15 protein-coding genes are annotated in these 19,998 nt (G+C 71.1%); 6 read left to right on the top strand and 9 right to left on the bottom strand.

Annotated elements, in window-relative coordinates; all coding sequences use genetic code 11:
* Positions 1–15: 15 nt before the first annotated feature.
* Together IF64_RS0114320 and IF64_RS0114315 are read right to left on the bottom strand one after the other, a co-directional pair.
* Complete coding sequence (locus IF64_RS0114320; protein WP_030532602.1) at positions 16–456, bottom strand: roadblock/LC7 domain-containing protein; 441 nt, start codon at positions 454–456, stop codon at positions 16–18.
* Positions 453–1,817 carry a sensor histidine kinase gene (locus IF64_RS0114315; protein WP_342779913.1) on the bottom strand — a complete coding sequence of 455 codons (1,365 nt, stop codon included), beginning with the start codon at positions 1,815–1,817 and terminating at the stop codon, positions 453–455. Before IF64_RS0114315 ends, IF64_RS0114320 begins: the two co-directional genes overlap by 4 nt.
* 482 nt (positions 1,818–2,299) lie before the next feature.
* On the opposite strand from IF64_RS0114315, the gene IF64_RS0114310 reads away from it, so the two are divergent.
* From IF64_RS0114310 to IF64_RS0114300, 3 genes are all read left to right on the top strand, one after another.
* Positions 2,300–2,812 (top strand): ATP-binding protein, encoded by a 513-nt coding sequence (locus tag IF64_RS0114310; protein ID WP_030532600.1) that lies wholly within the window; start codon positions 2,300–2,302, stop codon positions 2,810–2,812.
* Positions 2,806–3,453, top strand: coding sequence for a 5,6-dimethylbenzimidazole synthase (gene bluB, locus IF64_RS0114305; protein ID WP_030532599.1), 648 nt, complete (start codon positions 2,806–2,808; stop codon positions 3,451–3,453). Before IF64_RS0114310 ends, bluB begins: the two co-directional genes overlap by 7 nt.
* A 72-nt stretch (positions 3,454–3,525) precedes the next feature.
* Entirely contained in the window at positions 3,526–4,161 is a 636-nt protein-coding gene (locus tag IF64_RS0114300) for a phosphoribosyltransferase (protein WP_030532598.1), read from the top strand.
* Between the two features lie 22 nt (positions 4,162–4,183).
* Here the strand turns inward: IF64_RS0114300 and IF64_RS0114295 are convergent, their stop codons facing one another.
* From IF64_RS0114295 to IF64_RS0114280, 3 genes are all read right to left on the bottom strand, one after another.
* Positions 4,184–4,696 carry a DinB family protein gene (locus IF64_RS0114295; protein WP_030532597.1) on the bottom strand — a complete coding sequence of 171 codons (513 nt, stop codon included), beginning with the start codon at positions 4,694–4,696 and terminating at the stop codon, positions 4,184–4,186.
* Between the two features lie 200 nt (positions 4,697–4,896).
* Complete coding sequence (locus tag IF64_RS0114285) at positions 4,897–6,636, bottom strand: pyruvate dehydrogenase (protein ID WP_030532596.1); 1,740 nt, start codon at positions 6,634–6,636, stop codon at positions 4,897–4,899.
* Positions 6,637–6,814: 178 nt separating this feature from the next.
* Complete coding sequence (locus IF64_RS0114280; RefSeq protein ID WP_051757858.1) at positions 6,815–8,020, bottom strand: ROK family transcriptional regulator; 1,206 nt, start codon at positions 8,018–8,020, stop codon at positions 6,815–6,817.
* A gap of 364 nt (positions 8,021–8,384) precedes the next feature.
* Between IF64_RS0114280 and IF64_RS0114275 the strand changes: the two genes are divergently transcribed.
* The gene (locus IF64_RS0114275; RefSeq protein ID WP_030532594.1) at positions 8,385–9,311 is read left to right on the top strand and encodes a sulfite exporter TauE/SafE family protein; all 927 of its coding nucleotides are present in this window, start codon (positions 8,385–8,387) and stop codon (positions 9,309–9,311) included.
* Between the two features lie 76 nt (positions 9,312–9,387).
* Here the strand turns inward: IF64_RS0114275 and IF64_RS0114270 are convergent, their stop codons facing one another.
* The 4 genes from IF64_RS0114270 to IF64_RS0114255 all read right to left on the bottom strand — a co-directional run bounded on the left by IF64_RS0114270 (position 9,388) and on the right by IF64_RS0114255 (position 17,235).
* Positions 9,388–14,901, bottom strand: a complete 5,514-nt coding sequence (locus IF64_RS0114270; RefSeq protein ID WP_030532593.1) for an ATP-binding protein — start codon at positions 14,899–14,901, stop codon at positions 9,388–9,390.
* A gap of 302 nt (positions 14,902–15,203) precedes the next feature.
* Positions 15,204–15,917 (bottom strand): GntR family transcriptional regulator, encoded by a 714-nt coding sequence (locus IF64_RS0114265; protein WP_051757857.1) that lies wholly within the window; start codon positions 15,915–15,917, stop codon positions 15,204–15,206.
* Positions 15,918–15,926: 9 nt separating this feature from the next.
* On the bottom strand, positions 15,927–16,385 hold the full coding sequence (locus tag IF64_RS25465; protein WP_246134703.1) for an FmdB family zinc ribbon protein: 459 nt from the start codon (positions 16,383–16,385) through the stop codon (positions 15,927–15,929).
* A gap of 28 nt (positions 16,386–16,413) precedes the next feature.
* The gene (locus tag IF64_RS0114255) at positions 16,414–17,235 is read right to left on the bottom strand and encodes an N-acyl homoserine lactonase family protein (protein ID WP_030532590.1); all 822 of its coding nucleotides are present in this window, start codon (positions 17,233–17,235) and stop codon (positions 16,414–16,416) included.
* A 616-nt stretch (positions 17,236–17,851) separates the two neighbouring features.
* On the opposite strand from IF64_RS0114255, the gene IF64_RS0114245 reads away from it, so the two are divergent.
* Positions 17,852–18,751 carry an HTD2 family dehydratase gene (locus IF64_RS0114245; RefSeq protein WP_030532588.1) on the top strand — a complete coding sequence of 300 codons (900 nt, stop codon included), beginning with the start codon at positions 17,852–17,854 and terminating at the stop codon, positions 18,749–18,751.
* Between the two features lie 31 nt (positions 18,752–18,782).
* The gene (locus IF64_RS0114240; protein WP_425468429.1) at positions 18,783–19,994 is read left to right on the top strand and encodes an acyl-CoA dehydrogenase family protein; all 1,212 of its coding nucleotides are present in this window, start codon (positions 18,783–18,785) and stop codon (positions 19,992–19,994) included.
* Positions 19,995–19,998 lie beyond the last annotated feature (4 nt).

Raw genomic sequence — 19,998 nt, 5'->3', positions numbered from 1 at the left:
TCACCAGTGGGGTCGTCACGCCTGCGCCCTGCGGGCGGTCAGCACGCGTCGCATGTCGGCACGGATTTCCGGAGTCAGGGCGTGGCCGGCGTTCCGGACGAACTGCGTCATCTCGTACGCCACCACCTTCATGTCGCATTCGGGCCCGGTCAGCACGGCGAGTCCGGCGCCGTTACCGATGCCCATGAACAGGAAGTAGCCGTGGGTGAGCCGGATGATGATCTGCTCACAACCGCCCTTGTTGAACAGCGTCGCGCTGTTGCGCGCGAGGCTGAGCATCCCGCTGGCGATCGCCGCGAGCTGCTCCGATTCCTCAGTCGTGACCTGGTCCGAGGACGTCAGTGGAAACCCGTCGGAGGACATGATCAACGCGTGCGTGACCCCGTGCACCTTGTGGACGAAGTCGTTGATCAACCACGAGAAGTTGTGTTTGCCTGCGCTGGTCTGTGGGTTCACTCGGCGGCCTCACCAGTGTCGGGACGACCGGAGTCGTCGAGCCGGTGCTTGGCCTGCGACGACGGCTGGTCGTCGGACTCGGCGCCCTCGGAGGCGAGCTGCTCGCCGTCGGAGAACGCGTCGAGGTCGGCCAGCAGCTGGTCGTGGCTCTCCTCGAGCGAGACCGGGTCCTCCATCGGGTCCTCGGGCGCCGGCTCGTGCGGCACCGAGGCACCCGAGCCGGCTCCCGCCGCCGTGGTGTCCTTCAGGCTCTGCGACACCCGCCGCGGCAGACCGCTCGCGGTCGTGCCGCCGACGGCGTTCGACGAGGGACGGGGGCGCGGACGCGGCGACGGCGGTTCCTCGGCCGTGGGGGCCGGCGGCGGAGGCGGGGTGGCCGCGGCGCCGCTCTGCTGCGGCACGCGCCGCGGGAGCTCGCCCGAGATCGCACCCGACGAACGCCCCACCGACGACGACGGCGCCGCGGGCGATGCCGGCGATTCCGGGGCCGGCTCGACCAGGCCGGGCCCCTGCGAGTAGAACACCGTCTCGTTGCCGGACCACATGGCGTCCGGCACCTCGGTCACCAGACCCGACGGCAGCAGCACCGTCGCGGTGGTACCGCTCGGAAGCCGGTTGGCCAGCGACACGGTCAGCTTGTGCCGGTCGGCCAGCCGCCGCACGACGGTCAGGCCCATGCTCCGCACGGCCGCGTCGTCGAGAATGACCTCGTCGCTGGTCGACGGCGAGAGCCTGCGGTTGAGCTCGTCGAGCCGTTCCTCCGGCAGGCCGATGCCCTCGTCCTCGATACGCATCAGCACGCTGCCGGTCTCGGTCAGGTGTGCGCTGACCCGCACGGGCGCGTTCGGCGGCGACTGGTTCGCCGCGTTGTCGAGCAGCTCCGCCAGCAACCGGCTGATGTCCTCGGCCGCGAAGCCGACGACACCGAGCGACACCACGCGCCCGATCGTCACGCGCGCGTACTGGTCGATCGACGACATCGCACCGCGCACGATGTCCACAAGGGACGATGCGTCGCTGCCGGGCCCACCGGCGTCCCTGCCCGCGAGCACGCGCAGGTTCTCGGCGTTGCGGCGCAGCCGCGTCGCCAGGTGGTCGAGGCGGTAGAGCTGCTCGAGCCGCTCCTCGTCCTCCTCGCCCGTCTCCATCTTCTCCAGTTCCGACAGCAGCGTGTCGACCAGGTTCAGATCACGCAGCGCGAGGTTCGCGCACATGTCGACCAGCGCCTGCTGCTGTTCGCCGCCGTGCGCAGGAAGGGGCTGCGCATACGCGGCGATCGCCGTCCCGTCGGTGCCCTCCCCGTCGTACCGCGGGGGGTCCAGCAGCTGTGCCGCCGCCACCCGGGAGCGGTCAAGTAACACACGAGAGCGCTCCAGGATCTCCCGCGCTTTCGCCCGCCTCGCCATTGGTGTCCACACTTTCTTGAGTCGCGTACGGGCCTCGGATTCGGCCGTATCTCCCCCGACCAACGGACGCCTATGCAAGCAGAAGGCCCTCGCGATGTCCACAAGCAGTCCCCGGTTCGACGCGCCGCGTGATCGCCTACTCTCACGTGCGACGAAAAGCGCCGCGTACACCCGTCCGTGGGACATGGATCACGGTGCGTGACCCATGTACTGCCGCACAGATCACACCTAGAGTGTTGCTCGTCCGAGGCAGGGCACAGGCGCGCAGTCGGGGGCCGCCACCACGCCGTGATCGGCACCCGCGCACATGCGACCCGGCCCACGGGCTCGGGCCGCACTCCGGCCGAGCCCGGCGCTTTGGCAAGATGCGGACCCCGCCGTGCCGGCGGCGGTCGGCCGGTGAGGACCCAGAGGCACGCGGCGCGGAAGGATCACGAGTGAGCACCCACACCGCACAGGTCGACGACATCCGGCTCGTCGCCGTGCCCAGCGCCCTGAACTGCGCGGCGATGTTCGTCGAGTTCTCGCTGAGCGAGTGGCAACTGCCGATGCTGCGCGAGACCACGAGCGAGGCTGTGCGGACCCTCGTGCAGAACGTGCTCGATCACGCCGACGGCAGGACCGGGTTCGTCAGCGTGCGGCTGCGGCTCAAGGGCGACTGTCTCGTCATCGAGGTCGAGGACGACCAGCTCGCCCACGCCCACGACGACGCGCCGGTCATCGAGGGCAGGCGTACGGGTGCGATGCCGGTGCAGGGCCGCGGCAAGCTGGTGTGGTGCGAGGTGCCGCTGCCGCCCGGGATGTCGGCGACCCAGGTCCGCCTCCCGCACCGCGGGGAGCGGCGGAACCTGCCGCCGGAGGCCGCGGCGGCCTCGCCCGAGGCGCCGCCCTCGGTCGACCCCGCACTCGCCGACCGGGTGCTCGTCGGGCTGAAGAACCGCGAATGGTGAGCCCGCGAACGCTGGCCGAGGACTTCTACGCACTGTGCGGGCGGCGCAGGGACGTCCGCGGCCAGTTCACCGGCGAACCGGTCGACGAGCAGGTGCTGCGCCGCGTGCTGGGGGCCGCGCACGCAGCCCCGAGCGTCGGGCTGAGCCAGCCGTGGGACTTCGTCCTCGTCCGCGACCGCGCGACCCGCACGGCGTTCCGCGACCACGTCGTCGCCGAGCGGGACACGTTCGCAGGCAGTCTGTCCGGCGAGCGCGCGGAGACGTTCTCCCGGATCAAGGTCGAGGGCATCCTCGAATCGACGCTGTCGGTCGTGGTCACCTACGACCCCGACCGCGGCTCCCCCGCCGTGCTCGGACGGCACGCGATCGCCGACGCGGGCCTGTACTCGGTCTGCCTCGCCATCCAGAACCTGTGGCTCGCGGCGACCGCCGAGGGCCTCGGCGTCGGCTGGGTGAGCTTCTACCGCGAGCCGGTGCTGAGGGAGCTGCTGGGGATTCCCGAGCGCGTGCGGCCGGTCGCCTGGCTGTGCCTCGGCCCCGTGACCCACCTCGAGCAGACCCCCGACCTGGAACGCCACGGCTGGCGGGAGCGGCTGCCGCTCGATGCCGTCGTGCACGAGGAGCGCTACCCCTCCGCCTGACACCACGGTTTACACCCGGCGCCGGCGCGCGCATCCTGGACGGTGCAGTCACCCCCATGCACGGAGCCTGCGATGGAGTTCGCCGATCGCCGCGACGCCGGCCGCGAGCTGGCCGCCCGCCTCCGCTACCTCGACGGTCAGCGGCCGCTGGTGCTCGGCCTTCCGCGCGGTGGCGTGGTCGTCGCACGCGAGGTCGCCGACACCATCGGCGGCGACCTGGACATCATCCCGGTGCGCAAACTCGGTGTGCCCCGCGATCCGGAGCTGGCCCTCGGCGCGATCGCCGAGGGCGGGACCGTCGTCACCAACCCCGACGTGATGCGCCAACGCCGGCTGGGTCCCGCCGACGTCGACGAGGCGGCCGCCCGCGCGTTCCCGGAACTCGAACGGACGGCGGCACTGCTCCGCCGGAACCGCCCGCCCGCGACACTGCGTGACCGCTCCGTGGTCGTCGTCGACGACGGGGTGGCCACGGGTGCGACGACGCGCGCGGCGCTGCGTTCGGTCGCCACGCGCGGCGCGCGGTGGCTGACGTTGGCGGTGCCCGTGGCTCCCGCCGACGTGCTGGAGGAACTGGCCTCCTCGACCGACCACACGGTGTGCCCCAATCCGCGGGTGTGGATGCGCGCGGTGGGCAACTGGTACCGCGACTTCCGGCCGGTGACCGACGAGGAGGTCGTCGCCCTGCTGCATCGCCAGCCCGCCTGAGGCCGCCGTACCCGCAGGCCGGTCAGCCCATCGTGCGCTGACCGTCGAGCGACTCGCGGATGATGTCGGCGTGCCCCGCGTGCTGGGCGGTCTCGACCGCGATGTGCAGCAGGACCTGCCGCACCGACCACCGGGAACCCGGTTCGAACCACGGCGCCTCGGGCAACGGGTGGGTCGCGTCCAGCTCGGCGGTGGCAAGGAAACGCTCGGTGGCGCGCGCCGTGTCGGCGTAGGCCTCGAGCAGCCCGGCGAGTGTTTCGCCGGGCAGCATGCGGAACTCGTCGGCCCAGCGCTCGGCGCCCTCGGGCGACACGGCCGCGGTGTCGCCGCCGGCGAAGGCGATCCACGCGCGTTCGGTGGCGGCGACGTGCTTGACGAGTCCGGCGAGCGTCAGTTCGCTCACGGTGGTGCGCCGCGTCGCCCGGTCGTCGTCGAGGCCGGCCGTGGTGTAGCGCAGGAACGAGCGCTGCCGCTCGAGCAGTCCCGCCAGGTCGTCGCGTTCCCGCCGGGACGGCGATGCTGCCGGCGGTGTCATCACTGCTGTCGTCGCTGCTGTGTTCGTCGGGTTGGTCTTCGTCGGGTTGCTGTTCGTCATCGCGGGTGTCCCTTCGCATCCGGTGCTCTGCGAGGGACGCTACGGCTGATTGCGGACAGGACCGGTCCGCAATCAGCCTGCACCCGCCGCCCGAGCCCGGCGGCGGGGTGCACCGCCGGGCTCGCGGTCCGAACCAGGAACTAGGGACGCGGGATGTTGCGCAGGTTCGACCGGGCCAGCTCGACCATCTTGCCGACGCCGCCGCCCAGCACGACCTTGCTCGCCGCCAGCGCGAAACCCTTCATCTGCTGCGCGGTAATGTGCGGGGGCATCGACAGCGCGTTCGGGTCGGTGACCACGTCGACGAGTGCCGGACCCGGCGCCGCGAGGGCGTCGGCCAGCGCGGTGCGCACCTGACCGGGATCGGTGACCCGGACGGCCGGAATGCCCGCGCCCTCGGCGATCGCGGCGTAGTCCACGCCTGCGTGGTCGGTCTCGTGGTCGGGCAGGCCTTCGACCAGCATCTCCAGTTTCACCATGCCGAGCGAGGCGTTGTTGAACAGCACGATCTTCACCGGCAGGTCGTGCAGCCGGACGGTGAGCAGTTCCCCGAGGAGCATGGCCAGACCGCCGTCGCCGGACATCGACACGACCTGCCGGTCCGGATACGCCAGCTGCGCCCCGACCGCGTGCGGCAGCGCGTTGGCCATCGTGCCGTGCAGGAACGACCCGATGACCCGCCTGCGCCCGTTGGGGGTGAGATAGCGCGCCGCCCACACGTTGCACATCCCGGTGTCGACGGTGAACACGGCGTCGTCGGCGGCCAGGTCGTCCAGCACGTCGGCGACGTACTCCGGGTGGATCGGCGTGCGGTCCCCGACGTCCTTGGTGTAGGCGTCGACCACCGTCTCCAGTGAGCGGCAGTGTTCGCGCAGCATGTCGTCGAGGAAGCGGCGGTCGGTCTTCTGTTCCACGAGCGGCAGCACGGCCCGCAGCGTCTCCCCGACGTCGCCGTGCACGCCGAGCTCGAGCGGCGTGCGCCTGCCGAGCCTGCCGGCGTCGTGGTCCACCTGCACGGTGCGTTCCAGCGGCAGGAACCCGTCGTAGGGGAAGTCGGTGCCCAGCAGCACCAGCAGGTCGGCGTCCTGCGTCGCGCGATAGCACGCCCCGTAGCCGAGCAGTCCGCTCATGCCGACGTCGTAGGGGTTGTCGTACTGCACCCATTCCTTGCCACGCAACGAATGCCCGACCGGTGCGTGCACCCGCTCGGCGAGTTCCATCACCTCGCGGTGGGCGCCCGCGACACCTGCCCCGCAGAACAGCGTCACGGTCCGCGCTCGGTTCAGGGCCTCGGCCAGAGCCTCGACCTGCCCGCGGGGAGGCACGGCCACCGCGCGTTCGGTGATGAACGTGCTCCGCCCCGTGGGTCCCGCGGCGTCGTGGTGTGCGACGTCGCCCGGCATCACCAGCACCGACACCCCGCCGCCTGCGAGAGCGTGCTGGATCGCGATGCGGGGTACGCGCGGCACCTGTTCCGGCGTACTGATCGTCTCGCAGTACCCACTGCAGTCGACGAAGAGCCGTTCGGGATGGGTCTCCTGGAAGAAGCCCGTGCCGATCTGGCTCGACGGGATGTGCGAGGCGAGCGCCAGCACGGGTGCGCCGCTGCGGTGGGCGTCGTAGAGGCCCTGCACCAGGTGCGTGTTGCCGGGCCCGCAGCTGCCGGCGCACACGGCGAGCTTCCCCGTCAGCTGCGCCTCGGCCGCCGCGGCGAACGCCCCGGCCTCCTCGTTGCGCACGTGCACCCATTCGATCCCGGCCGTGCGGCGCACCGCGTCGACGATCGGGTTCAGGCTGTCCCCGACCACCCCGTAGATGCGAGACACTCCGGCCTGTACCAGTACCTCGATGAACTGATCGGCGACCGAGGCTCTGGCCATGTCGCACTTCCCTTCCACGCATCGACTGCCGGTCCCGCTCGATTGTCGATGCGCGGCGGCCGTCCCGCGATCCGAAGCGCGTGCGGACAGATCACCGCGGCGCGCAGCGCCTCCCGGCCGGTCCGCAGTGGACAGCGCCGATCAGCGCCGGTCAGCGCCGCCGAGAAACGGGCTCCGGTCAGTCGCGCAGCGAGTCGGCGCCCAACATCGACAACGGGTGGTCGTACAACTGGGTGAGCAGCCCCGTGCACGCGGCCATGGCCTGAACGTTTCGCCCGAATTGCGTCATCACGACCAGATCTTTTCCTGGCAGAACGGTGTTGGCGGCGAATTCGTCGAGCACCGTGTCGAGATATTCGGGCGCTTCGGTGATCGCCTGGCCACCCAGCACGACCAGTTCGGGATTCACCAGATCGCGGGTCATCGCGATCGCGCGCCCGAGCGCTCTCGCCCGCTCGGCGAGGATCTCCGCGGCCGCGGGGTCGGACTCGGCGGCCTCCACGAGGTCGCGCAGCTCGGTGCCGCCGGTGACTCCGGCCTTCCTGGCACGTTCGACGACGGCCCGCTCGGCGACGGTCGCCTCGAGGCAGCCGGTGCGGCCGCAGTCGCAGACCACGTCGCTGCCGATCGGCAGGTGCGCGATGCTGCCCGACTGCCCGGGCCCGCGGTGCAGGACACCGTCGACCGCGATCGCGACACCCACCATCTCGCGGGCGTAGAAGTACAGCGAGCTCGACGCCCGCCCGGACACGCCGAACAGCAGCTCGGCGGTCGCCATGGCGGGCACGTGCCCGTCCAGGTGCACCGGCAGACCGGTCACCTCCTCGAGCAGCGCCTTGGCCGGCACACCGTGCCATCCCAGCGGTCCGTGCTCGAGCAACCCGTGCTCGGCCTCCACCTGACCACCGATGGCCAGCCCGACGCCGATGATGCGGCGCTGCGGCCACTCGGCGAGAAACGTGCTCACCTCGTCGCCGATCGCGCGCAGCACGTCCTCGGCCGAGCCTTTCGGCGTGGGGATCCGTTCGCTGCCGAGCAGCTCGCCGGACAGGTTGGTCAGTCCGTAGGTGGTGGTCACGATCCCGATGTGCACACCGCAGGCGGCGATGACGTCGTCGTTGAGCCGCACCGGCACCGTGGGCCTGCCGATCCCTCCCCCGGTGGCGTTCTCCGGGGCCTCACGCAGGAGGTCGAGGTCGGTGAGGGTGGCGACCTGCCTGCTCACCGTCGGCATGCTCAGCCCCGTCAGCCGCGCGATCTCCGCTCGCGACAGCGGACCGTCGGTCCGTGCCGCGGCGAGCACCGCCGCGGCGTTCGACTCCCTGACTCCGCCCGCACCCGGGACGTCCCGGACCGACGCCGGTAGCTGCCTACCCACTCGCATGCCTCACTTTCGTCTCGCCCGGAACACTACGACGCCGCCGACCATCTCACCCGACTTCCCACGGCCCGGAACAGGCAGGGGTTTCTTTTCTCGTCGTTAAAAATCTTCTTTTCACCTAGTTAGCAAGAATGTGTGTTCGGCCACGATCCCGGAATGCGAGTCCCGGTGGACCGGCGGCGGAATACTGTGTCACGATCGAGGGCCGTGACCGGCGCGTGTTTTCTCGCTGATCTCGCGGCGGCCACACCCGAAACCGCACATTTCCGGGAATCGTCATTCTCCGCCTGGAGTCTTCGACCCTTCGAACACCCTGATTGACCCTTTGATTGACCCCTGATTGACCCCTTGATTGACCGAGGTCGGCATGCAAACACTTCTGTTGTTCGGTCTGGCCGGATTCCTGGCCCAAATGGTCGACGGATCGCTCGGTATGGCCTTCGGCGTCACCGCGACGACGACGCTCCTGGCTGCGGGCACCGCACCCGCGGTGGCGTCCGCGGCGGTGCACCTCGCCGAGGTGGGCACGTCCCTGGCGTCCGGTCTGTCCCACTGGAAGATGCGCAACGTCGACTGGCGCGTCGTCGGCACCCTCGCGTTGCCCGGCGCGGTCGGCGCCGTCCTCGGGGCCTACGTCCTCACGTCGCTGGCGACCTCGTCGGCCGAGGTGTGGATCTCCACCATCCTGCTGCTGCTCGGGCTGTACGTGCTGATCCGCTTCGCGTTCCTCACCCTCGGCAGCCTCATCACGGCCAAGCGACCCGGCGCTCGGTTCCTGGCACCCCTGGGGGTGGTCGCCGGTTTCGTCGACGCCAGCGGCGGTGGCGGCTGGGGTCCCGTGGCCACCACGACCCTGCTGTCGTCGGGCCGGCTCGAACCGCGCAAGGTCGTCGGCTCGGTCGACACCTCGGAGTTCATCGTGGCCCTGGCCGCCAGCGCGGGCTTCCTCGTGGCCCTGTCCCACGAGGACGGGATGAACTACACGGTCGTCGCGGGGCTGATGATCGGCGGGATCATCGCCGCGCCCTTCGCCGCGTGGCTCGTGCGGAAGCTGCCACCGCGGCTCCTCGGTGCCGCCGCGGGCGGGCTGATCGTGTTCACCAACACCCGAACGCTGCTGTCGTCCTTCGACGCCTCGTCCGGCCTGATCGTCGCCGTGCTGGCCGCGGTGGTCGTGCTGTGGGCCGTCGCCCTCACCGCCGCGGTGCGCTCGATCCGCGAGGAACGCCGCATCAACCGGCTGGCAGGCGAGACCGACGGCGAGCACGAGGCCGAGCCGGCACAGCACGCCTGAGCCGCCCACCGTCGACGCCGAAGGGCCCGGGGACCCGGTTGCTGCCGGGGTCCCCGGGCCCTTCGCATACGGTTCGTCAGGCGAGCGTCCGCTCGATCGCCTCGATGATCGCGGGCCGAAGCTGCTCCGGGCTGATCACCGCGTCGACCGAGCCGACCTGCACCGCGCGCTGAATGCTGTGGATGCCGTCGAACTCCGCGGCCACCTCGCCGAGCTTCTCCGAGCGCACCTCCGCCCGGACGTCGGCCAACGCGGCACTCGAGGCCGCACGCTCGGCCCCGTCGGCCTCGTCCACCCGCCGCTGCGCCTCCTGCACCCGCGGGTCGGCGGCGGTCCGGGCGTTGACGTCACCGGAGAACACCACCGCCGCGGCCGGGGCTCCGCCGAGCACCGACGCGTACGACCCCTCGACGGCCAGCACCGTCATGTTCGGGTTCAACGCCTTCGAGAACACCACGAACGCGCCGCCGTGGTAGCGCGAGATCACGCAGAACACGATCGGTCCGTCGAAGTTGACGATCGCGCGGCCGATCTCGGCGCCGTACTCCAGCTGGAGCTTGCGCATCGACTCGGGCGAACCGTCGAACCCGGACAGATTGGCCAGCACGACGAGCGGGCGGTTGCCACTCGTGGCGTTGATGGCCCTGGCCGCCTTCTTCGACGACCGCGGGAACAACGTTCCCGCCGTGTAGGTGTCGGGACCGTCGGTCGGGGGGAACCCGCGCCGCGGCACCGGCCGCGACTCGATCCCCAGCAGGCACACCGGCCTGCCGCCGAGATGCACGTCCTGCACGACCGCGGTCTCCGCGTCGGCCATCCCCGCCCAGCGTTCGAGCACCGGGTGGTCCTGATCGGACAGTGCGCGCATCACGGTGCGGATGTCGAACGGCTTCTTCCGGTCGGGGTTGGCCTCGGCCGAGAAGATCTCGCCCACGGTGGTGAACTCGCTGCCGGCGACGTGGTGCGGGAACCCGGTGACGTCCCGGTCGACGGGGTCGGCGGTGTCGACCACCCGCGGGCCCGACTCGCCCGGCACCACGTAGGTGTGGTCGTAGTGCGCCATGAGCACGTCCCTGGCACCGGCGAGGTCGGCGGCCCAGTACTGCGCCTGTCCGTTCGGCCCCATCACGCGGTCGTACCCGCCGATGCCGAAGTTGTCCTCGGCCGAAACGCCGCCGGAGAAGTCCAGCGACTGCTTGCCGGTCAGCACCATCGCCGAATCCGGTGTCATCACCAGGATTCCCTTGGTGTGCATGAGCATCGTGGCCTCGGCGTTCCAGTACGGCTGGGCGCCGACGGTGATGCCCGCGACCACGATGTTGATCTCACGGCCGGACTGCGTGAACTCGACGATGCGCTTGAGTGCCGCGGCGACCCAGTCCATGTTCTCGGTGCCCGAGTCCATGGCGATCCGTGCGCCCGCGGACAGCGCGAACCACTCGACGGGCACGTCCATCCGCTCGGCCAGATCCAGTGCGGCGATCACCCGTGCACACTCCGGTTCGGACAGTGAGCCCAACGATTTCGTGGGATCGCCGAGGAGCACGACCCGCGTGACGCCCTCGGGGTAACGCACCGTCGGCGTGGTCACCACGCCCACCACGATGCCCGCGGTGTTGCCGCCCCGGGGGCGGTCGACGGGGACCAACACGCCGTCGGCGTCGAGGTCGTACTCGGTGAAACTGCCCTCGCCGCCGGCGAGCATGCCGGTCAGCTCGTACGGGTAGGCCGCCCCGCGCCTGCGGGCGCGCAGCACCTTCTGCCCGTAGTCGTCGAGCGGGCGGATCTCCTCCGACGGCGGCGCCGTCACCGAGACCCGCACGCCGGAGCCGACGTCGGCCGAGATGCGCACCGCGATGTCGGTGAGCTCGCCGGTCTCCTCGTCCGGCCTGCGCCCGACGAGCAGGACCTCCTCCAGACCGGCCCCGAACGTGGTCGGCAGCACGCGGCGGGCGATCGACTGCAACTCGTCGACGGTCAACCGGTTCGGCGGCCACACGTACAGCAGGATGCGGTTGGTGTCGAGGCGCTTCTTCACGGGCCTGCGCGCCTGCTCGGCGCGGATGGCCGCGACACACGCCTCGAGAGTGTTCTCGACGTCCGGCAGCGCCAGGATGCGGCCGGTCTCGTCGTCCTTCAACGGCGTCAGGTCACGCACCTGCGCCATGGCCAGCAGCCGCTCGTCGGCGGTGTTCTCGGTGGCCACGCAGCGGTAGAGGTAGACCTCCTCGTCGGCGGAGGGAAGCCGCGTGAGGTCGAAGTTGCGCCACCGCGCGAGCTGCAGCCGCTGCGCGATCATCGGGTGCAGTCCCCGGATCAGGCGGTCCTCGGTGAGGGCTCCCCCGTCCGCGGTGAACGTGAAGTGGTGGTGCATCGCCGAGCCGCTGCGGCCGGCGACGCTCGCGGTCACCCGCACCGTGCGCTCCGGCAACGGCGAGCTGCGCAACAGCTGTCCCAGCCGTTCGGCCATGGCATCGGCGTCGGCGGGCTGGTCCGGCCACGTCACGTAGACGTCGGCGACGAGGTCGGCCGCGGCCTCGTCGCCGGCCACGGCGGTCAGCGCGCCGAGCGCGTCACCGAGCCGCGCGATGTCGGAGGCGGTACTGACCAGCCGGTAGGTCCCGCCGTCCGGAACGTACTCGGCCGTGGCGCAGTCGAATCCGTCGCGCCGCTCGCTGCGGAAGCCGTGCAGCCGCCGCGGGTGGTAGTACCGCTTGGCGAGCACCTCGAGCATCGGCCGATGGTCGGCGCCCGGCCTGCCGATCCGCTGTGCCAGCACCCGCACGAGCGGCTCGGGTGTGGCCACCATCGCCGCGATCCGCTCCTCGCGGTCCTGCGCGTCCGGGTGCTCGTCGAGATAGCGCAGATGCTTGCGTACCGCGGTGTAGCTCTCGGCGCGGTTCCTGCGGAACATCGGCTGCCCGAACCAGCGGAATACGAGCGTGCGCGCCAGATCGGTGACGACAGGGAAACGCAGCTGGGTGGCCATGACCAGGTGTTCCAGCGCCTCGCCGACGGTGAGCTGGACCGACGTCGGCGGTGCGGGCTCGGTGAGCCACTGCTGCAGCACGGTCGTCACGACGCTCGCGTCGGCCGCGAGTCGCTGCTGGGCCACGAAGATCCGGAACACCGCCTGCTCGAGCTGCGGAGTCCGGTCGAGGTCGGTGATGCCGTAGTGGCCCAGTACGCGCCGGAGCCGCTCGAGGAATCCCTCCGACAGCCCGGCCCGTTCGGTGTCGAGGCTCTGCAGGTAGGTGTGGAAGTACTCCCGCGCGCTGTGCACCGCCGTGCCGCCGGTCTCGTCGCCGTCGGCCTCGCCGGGCCGGTTGCGGGTCAGCTCGCACAGGTCGGCGAACACCCGCACGAGATTGACCTCGGCCTCCAGCGGACGGTGGCCGTCGGCCACGAGCTGGTCGCGTGCCTTCAGATAGGCCGACGTCGTCCGTCCTTCGCCCTCCGGCCCGACGTCGAAACCGAGCAGCCGCCAGCGCAACTGGTCCAGACCGCAGGCGACGCGTTCGGCGGCGGGCTGTTCGGGCGGGGGCGACGGCAGTTCGAGGTCGACCGCGGGGCCGGATTCGGAGCCTCCCGCGGCGTCCGCGTCATCGCCGATCGGTTCGAGACGCAGCAGGGGCGCGCCTGCCTCCACCTGGCTGCCGACGGCGACCGGCCTGGCCACGAGCCTTCCCCGGAACGGGGCTCGCAGCACGGTCTCCATCTTCATGCTCTCGAGCACCAGCACCGGCGCGCCGGATTCGACCTCGTCGCCGATCTCGAGCGGCGTGGCCACGACGAGTGCGGGCGCGGGCGAGCGCACGACGCCACCCTCGTCCCTGCTCACGCGGTGCGTCACACCGTCGACCTCGACCAGGTGCACCGGGCCGTGGGTTCCGGTCACGAGGCGGTACCGCCGCCCGTGCACGGTGAGCTGGCCGCTGCTCTCGTCGAACCGGTCGAGCTCGGCATCGAACGGCGGCGCCGTGCCCGCGCCGTCGATGGCGATGCGGAACCGTCCCGGTCCGGTGCGGGACACCGCCACGCGGTAGCCGGCACCGCGCAGCTTCAGGTCGACCTGCGCCGAGATGTCGGCGCCCTGCAGGCGCACCTGCGGCCGCCCGCCGTGGGCGGTCGTCAGAAGCCGCTGCTGCTCGGCCTGTTCCCCTTCCTCGTAGGCCTCGATGGCCGCCGCGGCCAGCGCGATGCCCGCGTGCCGGTGCGAGGCGAGCCTGCCCTCGGCGCGGACCCGGTCGATCCAGCCGGTGTCGGCGGTGCCGTCGATCACCTCGGGTGCGTCGAGCAGGTCGAGCAGGAAGCTCTTGTTGGTCGCGCCGCCCTCGATCAGCACGGTCGTGTCGCGCACCGCGCGGCGCAGGCGGGCGAGAGCCTCGTCCCGCGTGCGCCCGTAGGCGATGATCTTCGCGATCATGGAGTCGAAGTCGGCGGGAATCTCGTCGCCCGTGCCCACCCCCGTGTCGACCCGCACGCCGGGTCCGCTCGGGAGGCTCAGCAACGCGATGCGTCCCGGTGCGGGAGCGAAGTCGCGGTCGGGGTCCTCGGCGTTGAGCCTGGCCTCCACGGCGTGACCGGACTCCTCGGGCCGCTCACCGGTCAGCGCGCCGCCCTCTGCGACGTGCAGCTGCGCCTTGACGAGGTCGAACGCGGTCGTGGCCTCGGTGATCGGGTGTTCGACCTGCAGCCGGGTGTTGACCTCGAGGAACGCCAGCAGCCGCTCGCCGGGGTGGTAGAGGAACTCGACCGTCGCGGCGCCGCGGTAGCCCACGGCCGAGGCCAGACGTTCCGCCGACGCCTTGAGCTCGGCCACCTGCTCGGCGTCGAGCCGCACCGACGAGGACTCCTCGATGACCTTCTGGTTGCGCCGCTGGACGGAACAGTCCCGGACGCCGAGCGCCCACGCGGTGCCCTGTCCGTCGGCGATGACCTGCACCTCGACGTGCCGCGCACCCGTGACGAGCCGCTCCAGGAACACCACGCCGCTGCCGAACGCGCGCTCGGCCTCCGAGCTGGTCCGTTCGTAGGCATCCGCCAACTCGTCGGAGGTCCGGACCACCCGGATGCCGCGTCCCCCGCCACCTGCGGTCGCCTTGAGCATCAACGGGTAGCCGATGTTCTCGGCGGCCTCGAGCGCGCCGTCGAGACTGTCGACCGAGCCACGGCTCCAGGGGGCGACGGGAACGCCGACCTCCTCGGCGATGAGCTTCGCGCCGATCTTGTCGCCGAGTTTGCGCATCGCCTCGGCCGACGGGCCGACGAACGCCACGCCGAGCCGGTCGCACAGCTCCGCGAACGCCGGATCCTCCGCGACGAATCCCCAACCGACCCACGCGGCGTCCGCGCCGGACTCGACCAGCGCCCGCTCGAGAACCTCCAGGTCCAGATAGGGACGGTCGGCCGCGGCACCGAGGCGATAGGCGCGGTCGGCCTCGCGCACGAACGTGGCGCTGCGGTCCACGTCGGTGTGGAAGGCGATCGTCTCGCGGCCTCCGCCGTCCTCGGCGTTGAGCTCGCGAACGGCGCGGATCAGCCGCATCGCGGCCTCACCCCGGTTGACGATGGCGATGCGGGTGAACAAGCTCGGCAAACCTCACAACCTGCTTCTCGCGTCGGGTAATCGCGGTGACGAGAGCGGACGCGCCGGGTTCGCGGCACACGTCCGCCCGCACACCCCACCTTCCCCGGAGGACGGGGGACATCGGAATGATCGCACCCGCCACGTCGCGCCGGGGCCGTTTGTAGGAACCCACCAAAATCGGCGACACCGCGCCCGGGCCGATCCGCAACCGCAACGGGATGTTCATCGGGGACGCGCGCGGGTTCACGGTGGATTCGCCCGGCGGACCGGGACCCCCCGGCACGCCACGCGGCGACCCGGGCTCAGGACACGATGCCGTGTTTGGCCAGGTGGGCGACGAGCAGTTCGCCGATGTGCTCGATGTGCGCCACCATCGCCGCGCGCGCCGCGTCGGCGTCCCGGGCGGCGAATGCGGACAGCACGGCCCCGTGGTCGTGCACCGACGCCGACGGCCACCCTTCGATGGTGCCGAAGAAGCGCAGCGGCACGTAGTTGACCGTGAGGTTCAGCAGCGATGCCATCCGCATGGACCCGGAGGCCTTGTTGACGGTGCGGTGGATCTCGTGGTTCAGCCGGTCGACGAGTTCGGTGTCTCCGGCTCCTTCGGCCTCGACGAGCTCGGACTGCACCGCCTCCAGCCGCGCGATCTCGGCGCCGTCGAGGTGCGTGGCCGCGCGCGCGGCCAGTTCGCCTGCGATGTAGGCCTGGACGTGGAACAGGTCGCGCACGTCGCGCGCGGTGAGGGCCACGACGCGGTATCCGCGCCGCGGCTCCCACCGCACGGAGCCTTCGCTGTGCAGGATCATCAGCGCCTCACGCACCGGGGTCTGGCTCACGCCGAGCTGTGCGGCCAGATGCTCGGTGCGCACGAACTCCCCCGGAGGGAACTCGCCGACCATGATGCCTTCGCGAACGTAGGCGGCGACCCGTTCGCTGAGCTGTTGCTTCTCGCCGAACGGTCCACCCCGCGCCGCGCCCGCGCGCCGGCGCGGCGCCTGACCCGCGTTCTCGCTCACCCGGCGATTCTAGGCATCGCCACCGGACGTCCCGGCGTTCGCCGCTCCGGGCCGGCGTGCGCGTGCCGCCTCGGCCGCCCCTCGCGTCGCGTCCCCGGACGTGGCCGCACGGCCGGCGAGTTCGCGGTACGTCAGCGGCGCCCGTTCGAACCGGCCCTCGTGCGCCGCGATGGCGTCCCGTTTCGTCGACAGCTCCGGGTACTTCTCCGCCAGGCGTTGCCGGTTCTCCAACGTCCGCCGCCACGCGGCGACGTACTCGCGATCGCCGCGCCCGGTGCCCTCCCACGACGTGGGCGCCTCGTCGGGGCCCGCCGGTGGTCGCGCCGACCCGGTGAGCGCCACCGAGCCGGGCAGCCGGTGCACGGTGTCCCCGCATGCGGGACAGTCCGGGTCGGCCGAACGCCAGCTCGGCTGGAGTCGTTCGAACCGCGCGCCACATCCGCATCGGTAGTCGAACAGGGGCATCATCGCCTCCTTTTCCCGTTCTCCGCGCGGGTCACGTGTAGTAGTTGCCGGGCCCGGTCCTGAGCTCGGCCATCTGGTCGGCGGCGTGGCCGAACACGATCGTGGCGCCGGTCTGCTCCTCGATCGCGCGGATCTTCTCGACCGACGCGAACCAGGCGACGGTGTCGTAGACGATGCCCGCGGCGATGGGCGGCGGCCCGTAGCTCTCCCGCAGATACAGCGAGTCCGAGGTGAACAGCATGGGACCGCTGTCGGCCAGATCGACCTTCAGCGACAGCGTGCCCCAGGTGTGCCCCGGCGTGCGCAGCAGCGTGATGCCCGGCAGCAGCTCGGTGTCCTCGGCGATCGTGTCCAGCTCGAGTCCGTCGTAGTCGGACTTGATGTGCGCGCCCTTGTTGTAGCCGTCGAAGCTCAGCGCACCGTCCTTCTCGGCCTGGTCGACCACGATCCGCGTCCCGGTGTCCTGCCACATCTTGGCGTTCGCGGCGTGGTCCATGTGCAGGTGCGACAGCAGCAGGTAGTCGATGTCGCCCGGTTCGAGGTCGAGCTGTTCGAGCCGCGAATCCAGCCACATGTCGTCGGTCACCTCGTCCACCGGGAAGTACTGGTCCAGGCCGGTCGGACCCCACCGTTGTTCCCAGTCCCGCGGGACACCGGCGTCCCACAGCAGCTTCGTACCGTCGGGGTGTTCGATGTAGACCACGTGCGTCGGTACGGGCACCCAGTCCTTCTGCCTGCCGGGGTTGCTGCGCGTCGCCATTCGCTGCGGATCGATGAGCAGCCACGTCAGGTCTGCGTGCATCGTGCCGGTCGGCAGAATCGTCACCTTGATCTTGTCGGCGTCGGTCGCCATCGCTGTCCTCCACTGTCATGCGGGTTTCCCGCACCCGGACGCGGCACGGTGGCCGTCTCCGGGAGCAGACACGTCGTCGGGTCGTGCTCGGTTCAGGGAGTTGGTTCGGGGAGTTCGGTTCAGGGGTTGGCTCAGGGGGTCACCGCCTGCGCGCTGCGGCCGCCGGTCACGTGGGCTCGCACCACGGACGTGTCCGCGGCGACGCCCGTTCGTCGCGCACCACCTCGATTCCACCGGGAGTCCGGGACCGTGTTGTCGTCGTGCCCCGTGGGACGTTGTCGTCGTGCACCGTGGGAGCACGGCTGTCGCGTGAACCCATACCGATCCTCGGTACCCGATCGGCGAGCCGGACGGAATCGGTGGTCCACCGTTCGGCGGACCACGCGCGGGCGGACGCCCGCATCGCGTACGGCGAAGACAACACGAACGGGCAAGACAGCGCGAAACGGCGAAGAGCGACAACGGCAACGCGAACCTGCTTGCCGGATTCTATAGAATACATGCATTATGGGATCCTGCCCGGCCATCGATCACCGGAGATCAGCGTGGCTTCGTCCGCGCCGGTCCCCTGCGGCGGCGAGCAGCACCACCCGAGACCGCGAGCGAGGAACCGAACGTGGCACTGCAGGATCACCTCGACGGCTGGACCCCCGACCCCGTGCAGGACACGGGGGTGATCGCCGCCGAACCCGTCGCAGCCCTGGCGGCCGTACTCGACCTGCCACCCACCACGCCCTCCGACACCGACCGACTTCCCCCACTCTGGCACTGGCTGCAGCTGCTCGAATGGCCCGCGCGCGGCGAACTCGGCCCCGACGGCCACCCCGCACACGGCCGGTTCCTGCCGCCCATCCCCGACCGCAGGCGCATGTTCGCCGGAGGGCGCGTGCGTTTCGACGGCGCCCTGGAGATCGGCGCCCCGGTGCGGCGCACCTCCGAGGTCACCGACTGCACGGTCAAGACGGGTACCAGCGGTGAGCTCGCGTTCGTGACCGTCCGCAGCACCTGGAGCCAGCACGGCATCGACCGCGTCGTCGAGGACATCGACTACGTCTACCGGTCCGGCGACGACACCACCTCCGCACAGACCCGCCGACACGCCCCCGTACCCACCGAACCCCCGTCCGACGAATCCCTGTCCGACGAGCCCGGGACCGACCCGGCGTGGCGGCTCGTGCCCGACACCTCTCCGGTCACGTTGTTCCGGTTCAGCGCGTTGACCGCCAACTCCCACCGGATCCACTACGACCAGGCCTATGCGCGCGACGTGGAGGGCTATCCCGACCTCGTCGTGCACGGACCACTGCTCGTGCTGTTCATGACCGAGACCGCCCGCCGCGCCGACCCCCGACCGGTCACCGGAGTCACCTTCCGGCTCCGGCGCCCGGTGTTCAGCGGCATGCCCGTCGTCGTCCGCGGAGGCCCGGCAACGGACACCGCCGACACGGCTGCGATGACCGTGGCGAGCGCCGCCGACGAGCGGCATGCGGTCGCCGACGTCCACTTCGCCCACTGACCCCCGTCCCCACGATCCGCACCCAGGAGCGATGAGCATGACCGACACGGTGCTCGACCCCGAGGAACAGGCCATTGTGGACACCGTGCGTGATTTCGTGGACCGGGACGTTCGGCCCGTGGCGCGCGATCTCGAGCACGAGAACACCTACCCCGAGACGCTCATCGAGGAGATGAAACGGCTCGGCATCTTCGGACTGGCGATCCCCGAGCCCTACGGCGAGGTCCGGGTCTCCACCCCGTGCTACGCCCTCGTGACCGAGGAACTCGCGCGGGGCTGGATGAGTCTGGCCGGGGCCATGGGCGGGCACACCGTCGTGGCCAAGCTCATCACCGACTACGGCACCGACGAGCAGAAACAGCGGTACCTGCCGCGCCTGGCCACCGGGCAACTACGCGCCACGATGGCGCTGACCGAGCCGGGCGGCGGGTCGGACCTGCAGAACCTGCGCACGGTCGCCACCCCCGTGCGCGGCAGCGGTGACAGCGGTGACGGCGGTGAGAGCCGCGGCGGCGCGCCCGGCGGCTACGTCCTCAACGGATCGAAGACCTGGATCACCAACGCCCGCCGGGCCGGACTGGTGGCCGTGCTGTGCAAGACCGACCCCGCCGCCGACCCGCCGCACCGGGGCATCAGCGTGCTGCTCGTGGAGAAGGGCCCCGGCTTCACGGTCTCGCGGGACCTGCCGAAGCTCGGCTACAAGGGCGTCGAGAGCTGCGAGCTGTCGTTCGACGACTGCCGGGTGCCCGCCGACGCGCTCCTCGGCGGGGTCGAGGGCCGGGGTTTCAGCCAGATGATGCGTGGACTGGAGATCGGCCGTATCCAGGTGGCTGCCCGCGCGACCGGCGTGGCCCGCGCCGCGTTCGACGACGCACTGCGGTACGCCCAGGAGCGCGAGTCGTTCGGCGTGCCGATCTGGAAACACCAGTCCGTGGGCAACCACCTGGCCGACATGGGCACGAAACTCACCGCCGCACGGCAGCTGCTGCTGCACGCCGCCCGCCGCTACGACTCCGGGCAACGCTCGGACATGGAGGCCGGCATGGCCAAGCTGTTCTGCTCGGAGACGGCCATGGAGGTCGCGCTCGCCGCCGTTCGGGTGCACGGCGGGTACGGCTACTCCACCGAGTTCGATGTCGAACGCTATTTCCGCGACGCCCCGCTGATGATCGTCGGCGAGGGCACCAACGAGATCCAGAAGGGCGTCATCGCGCGCCAGCTGGTGACCCGCGGGGGCCTGTGATCCG

This window comes from Prauserella rugosa, from assembly GCF_000719975.1.
In the GTDB taxonomy this organism is placed as follows: domain Bacteria; phylum Actinomycetota; class Actinomycetes; order Mycobacteriales; family Pseudonocardiaceae; genus Prauserella; species Prauserella rugosa.
This window is presented reverse-complemented; position numbering and strand designations above follow the sequence as displayed.

What these genes read in the sequence shown, in the direction of transcription:
- bluB (WP_030532599.1), top strand. Translation starts at nt 2,806, where the DNA reads ATGGTGAGCCCGCGAACGCTGGCCGAGGACTTCTACGCACTGTGCGGG.
- IF64_RS0114300 (WP_030532598.1), top strand. Translation starts at nt 3,526, where the DNA reads ATGGAGTTCGCCGATCGCCGCGACGCCGGCCGCGAGCTGGCCGCCCGC.
- IF64_RS0114295 (WP_030532597.1), bottom strand. Translation starts at nt 4,696, where the DNA reads ATGACACCGCCGGCAGCATCGCCGTCCCGGCGGGAACGCGACGACCTG.
- IF64_RS0114285 (WP_030532596.1), bottom strand. Translation starts at nt 6,636, where the DNA reads ATGGCCAGAGCCTCGGTCGCCGATCAGTTCATCGAGGTACTGGTACAG.
- IF64_RS0114280 (WP_051757858.1), bottom strand. Translation starts at nt 8,020, where the DNA reads ATGCGAGTGGGTAGGCAGCTACCGGCGTCGGTCCGGGACGTCCCGGGT.
- IF64_RS0114275 (WP_030532594.1), top strand. Translation starts at nt 8,385, where the DNA reads ATGCAAACACTTCTGTTGTTCGGTCTGGCCGGATTCCTGGCCCAAATG.
- IF64_RS25465 (WP_246134703.1), bottom strand. Translation starts at nt 16,385, where the DNA reads ATGATGCCCCTGTTCGACTACCGATGCGGATGTGGCGCGCGGTTCGAA.
- IF64_RS0114255 (WP_030532590.1), bottom strand. Translation starts at nt 17,235, where the DNA reads ATGGCGACCGACGCCGACAAGATCAAGGTGACGATTCTGCCGACCGGC.
- IF64_RS0114240 (WP_425468429.1), top strand. Translation starts at nt 18,783, where the DNA reads ATGAGCATGACCGACACGGTGCTCGACCCCGAGGAACAGGCCATTGTG.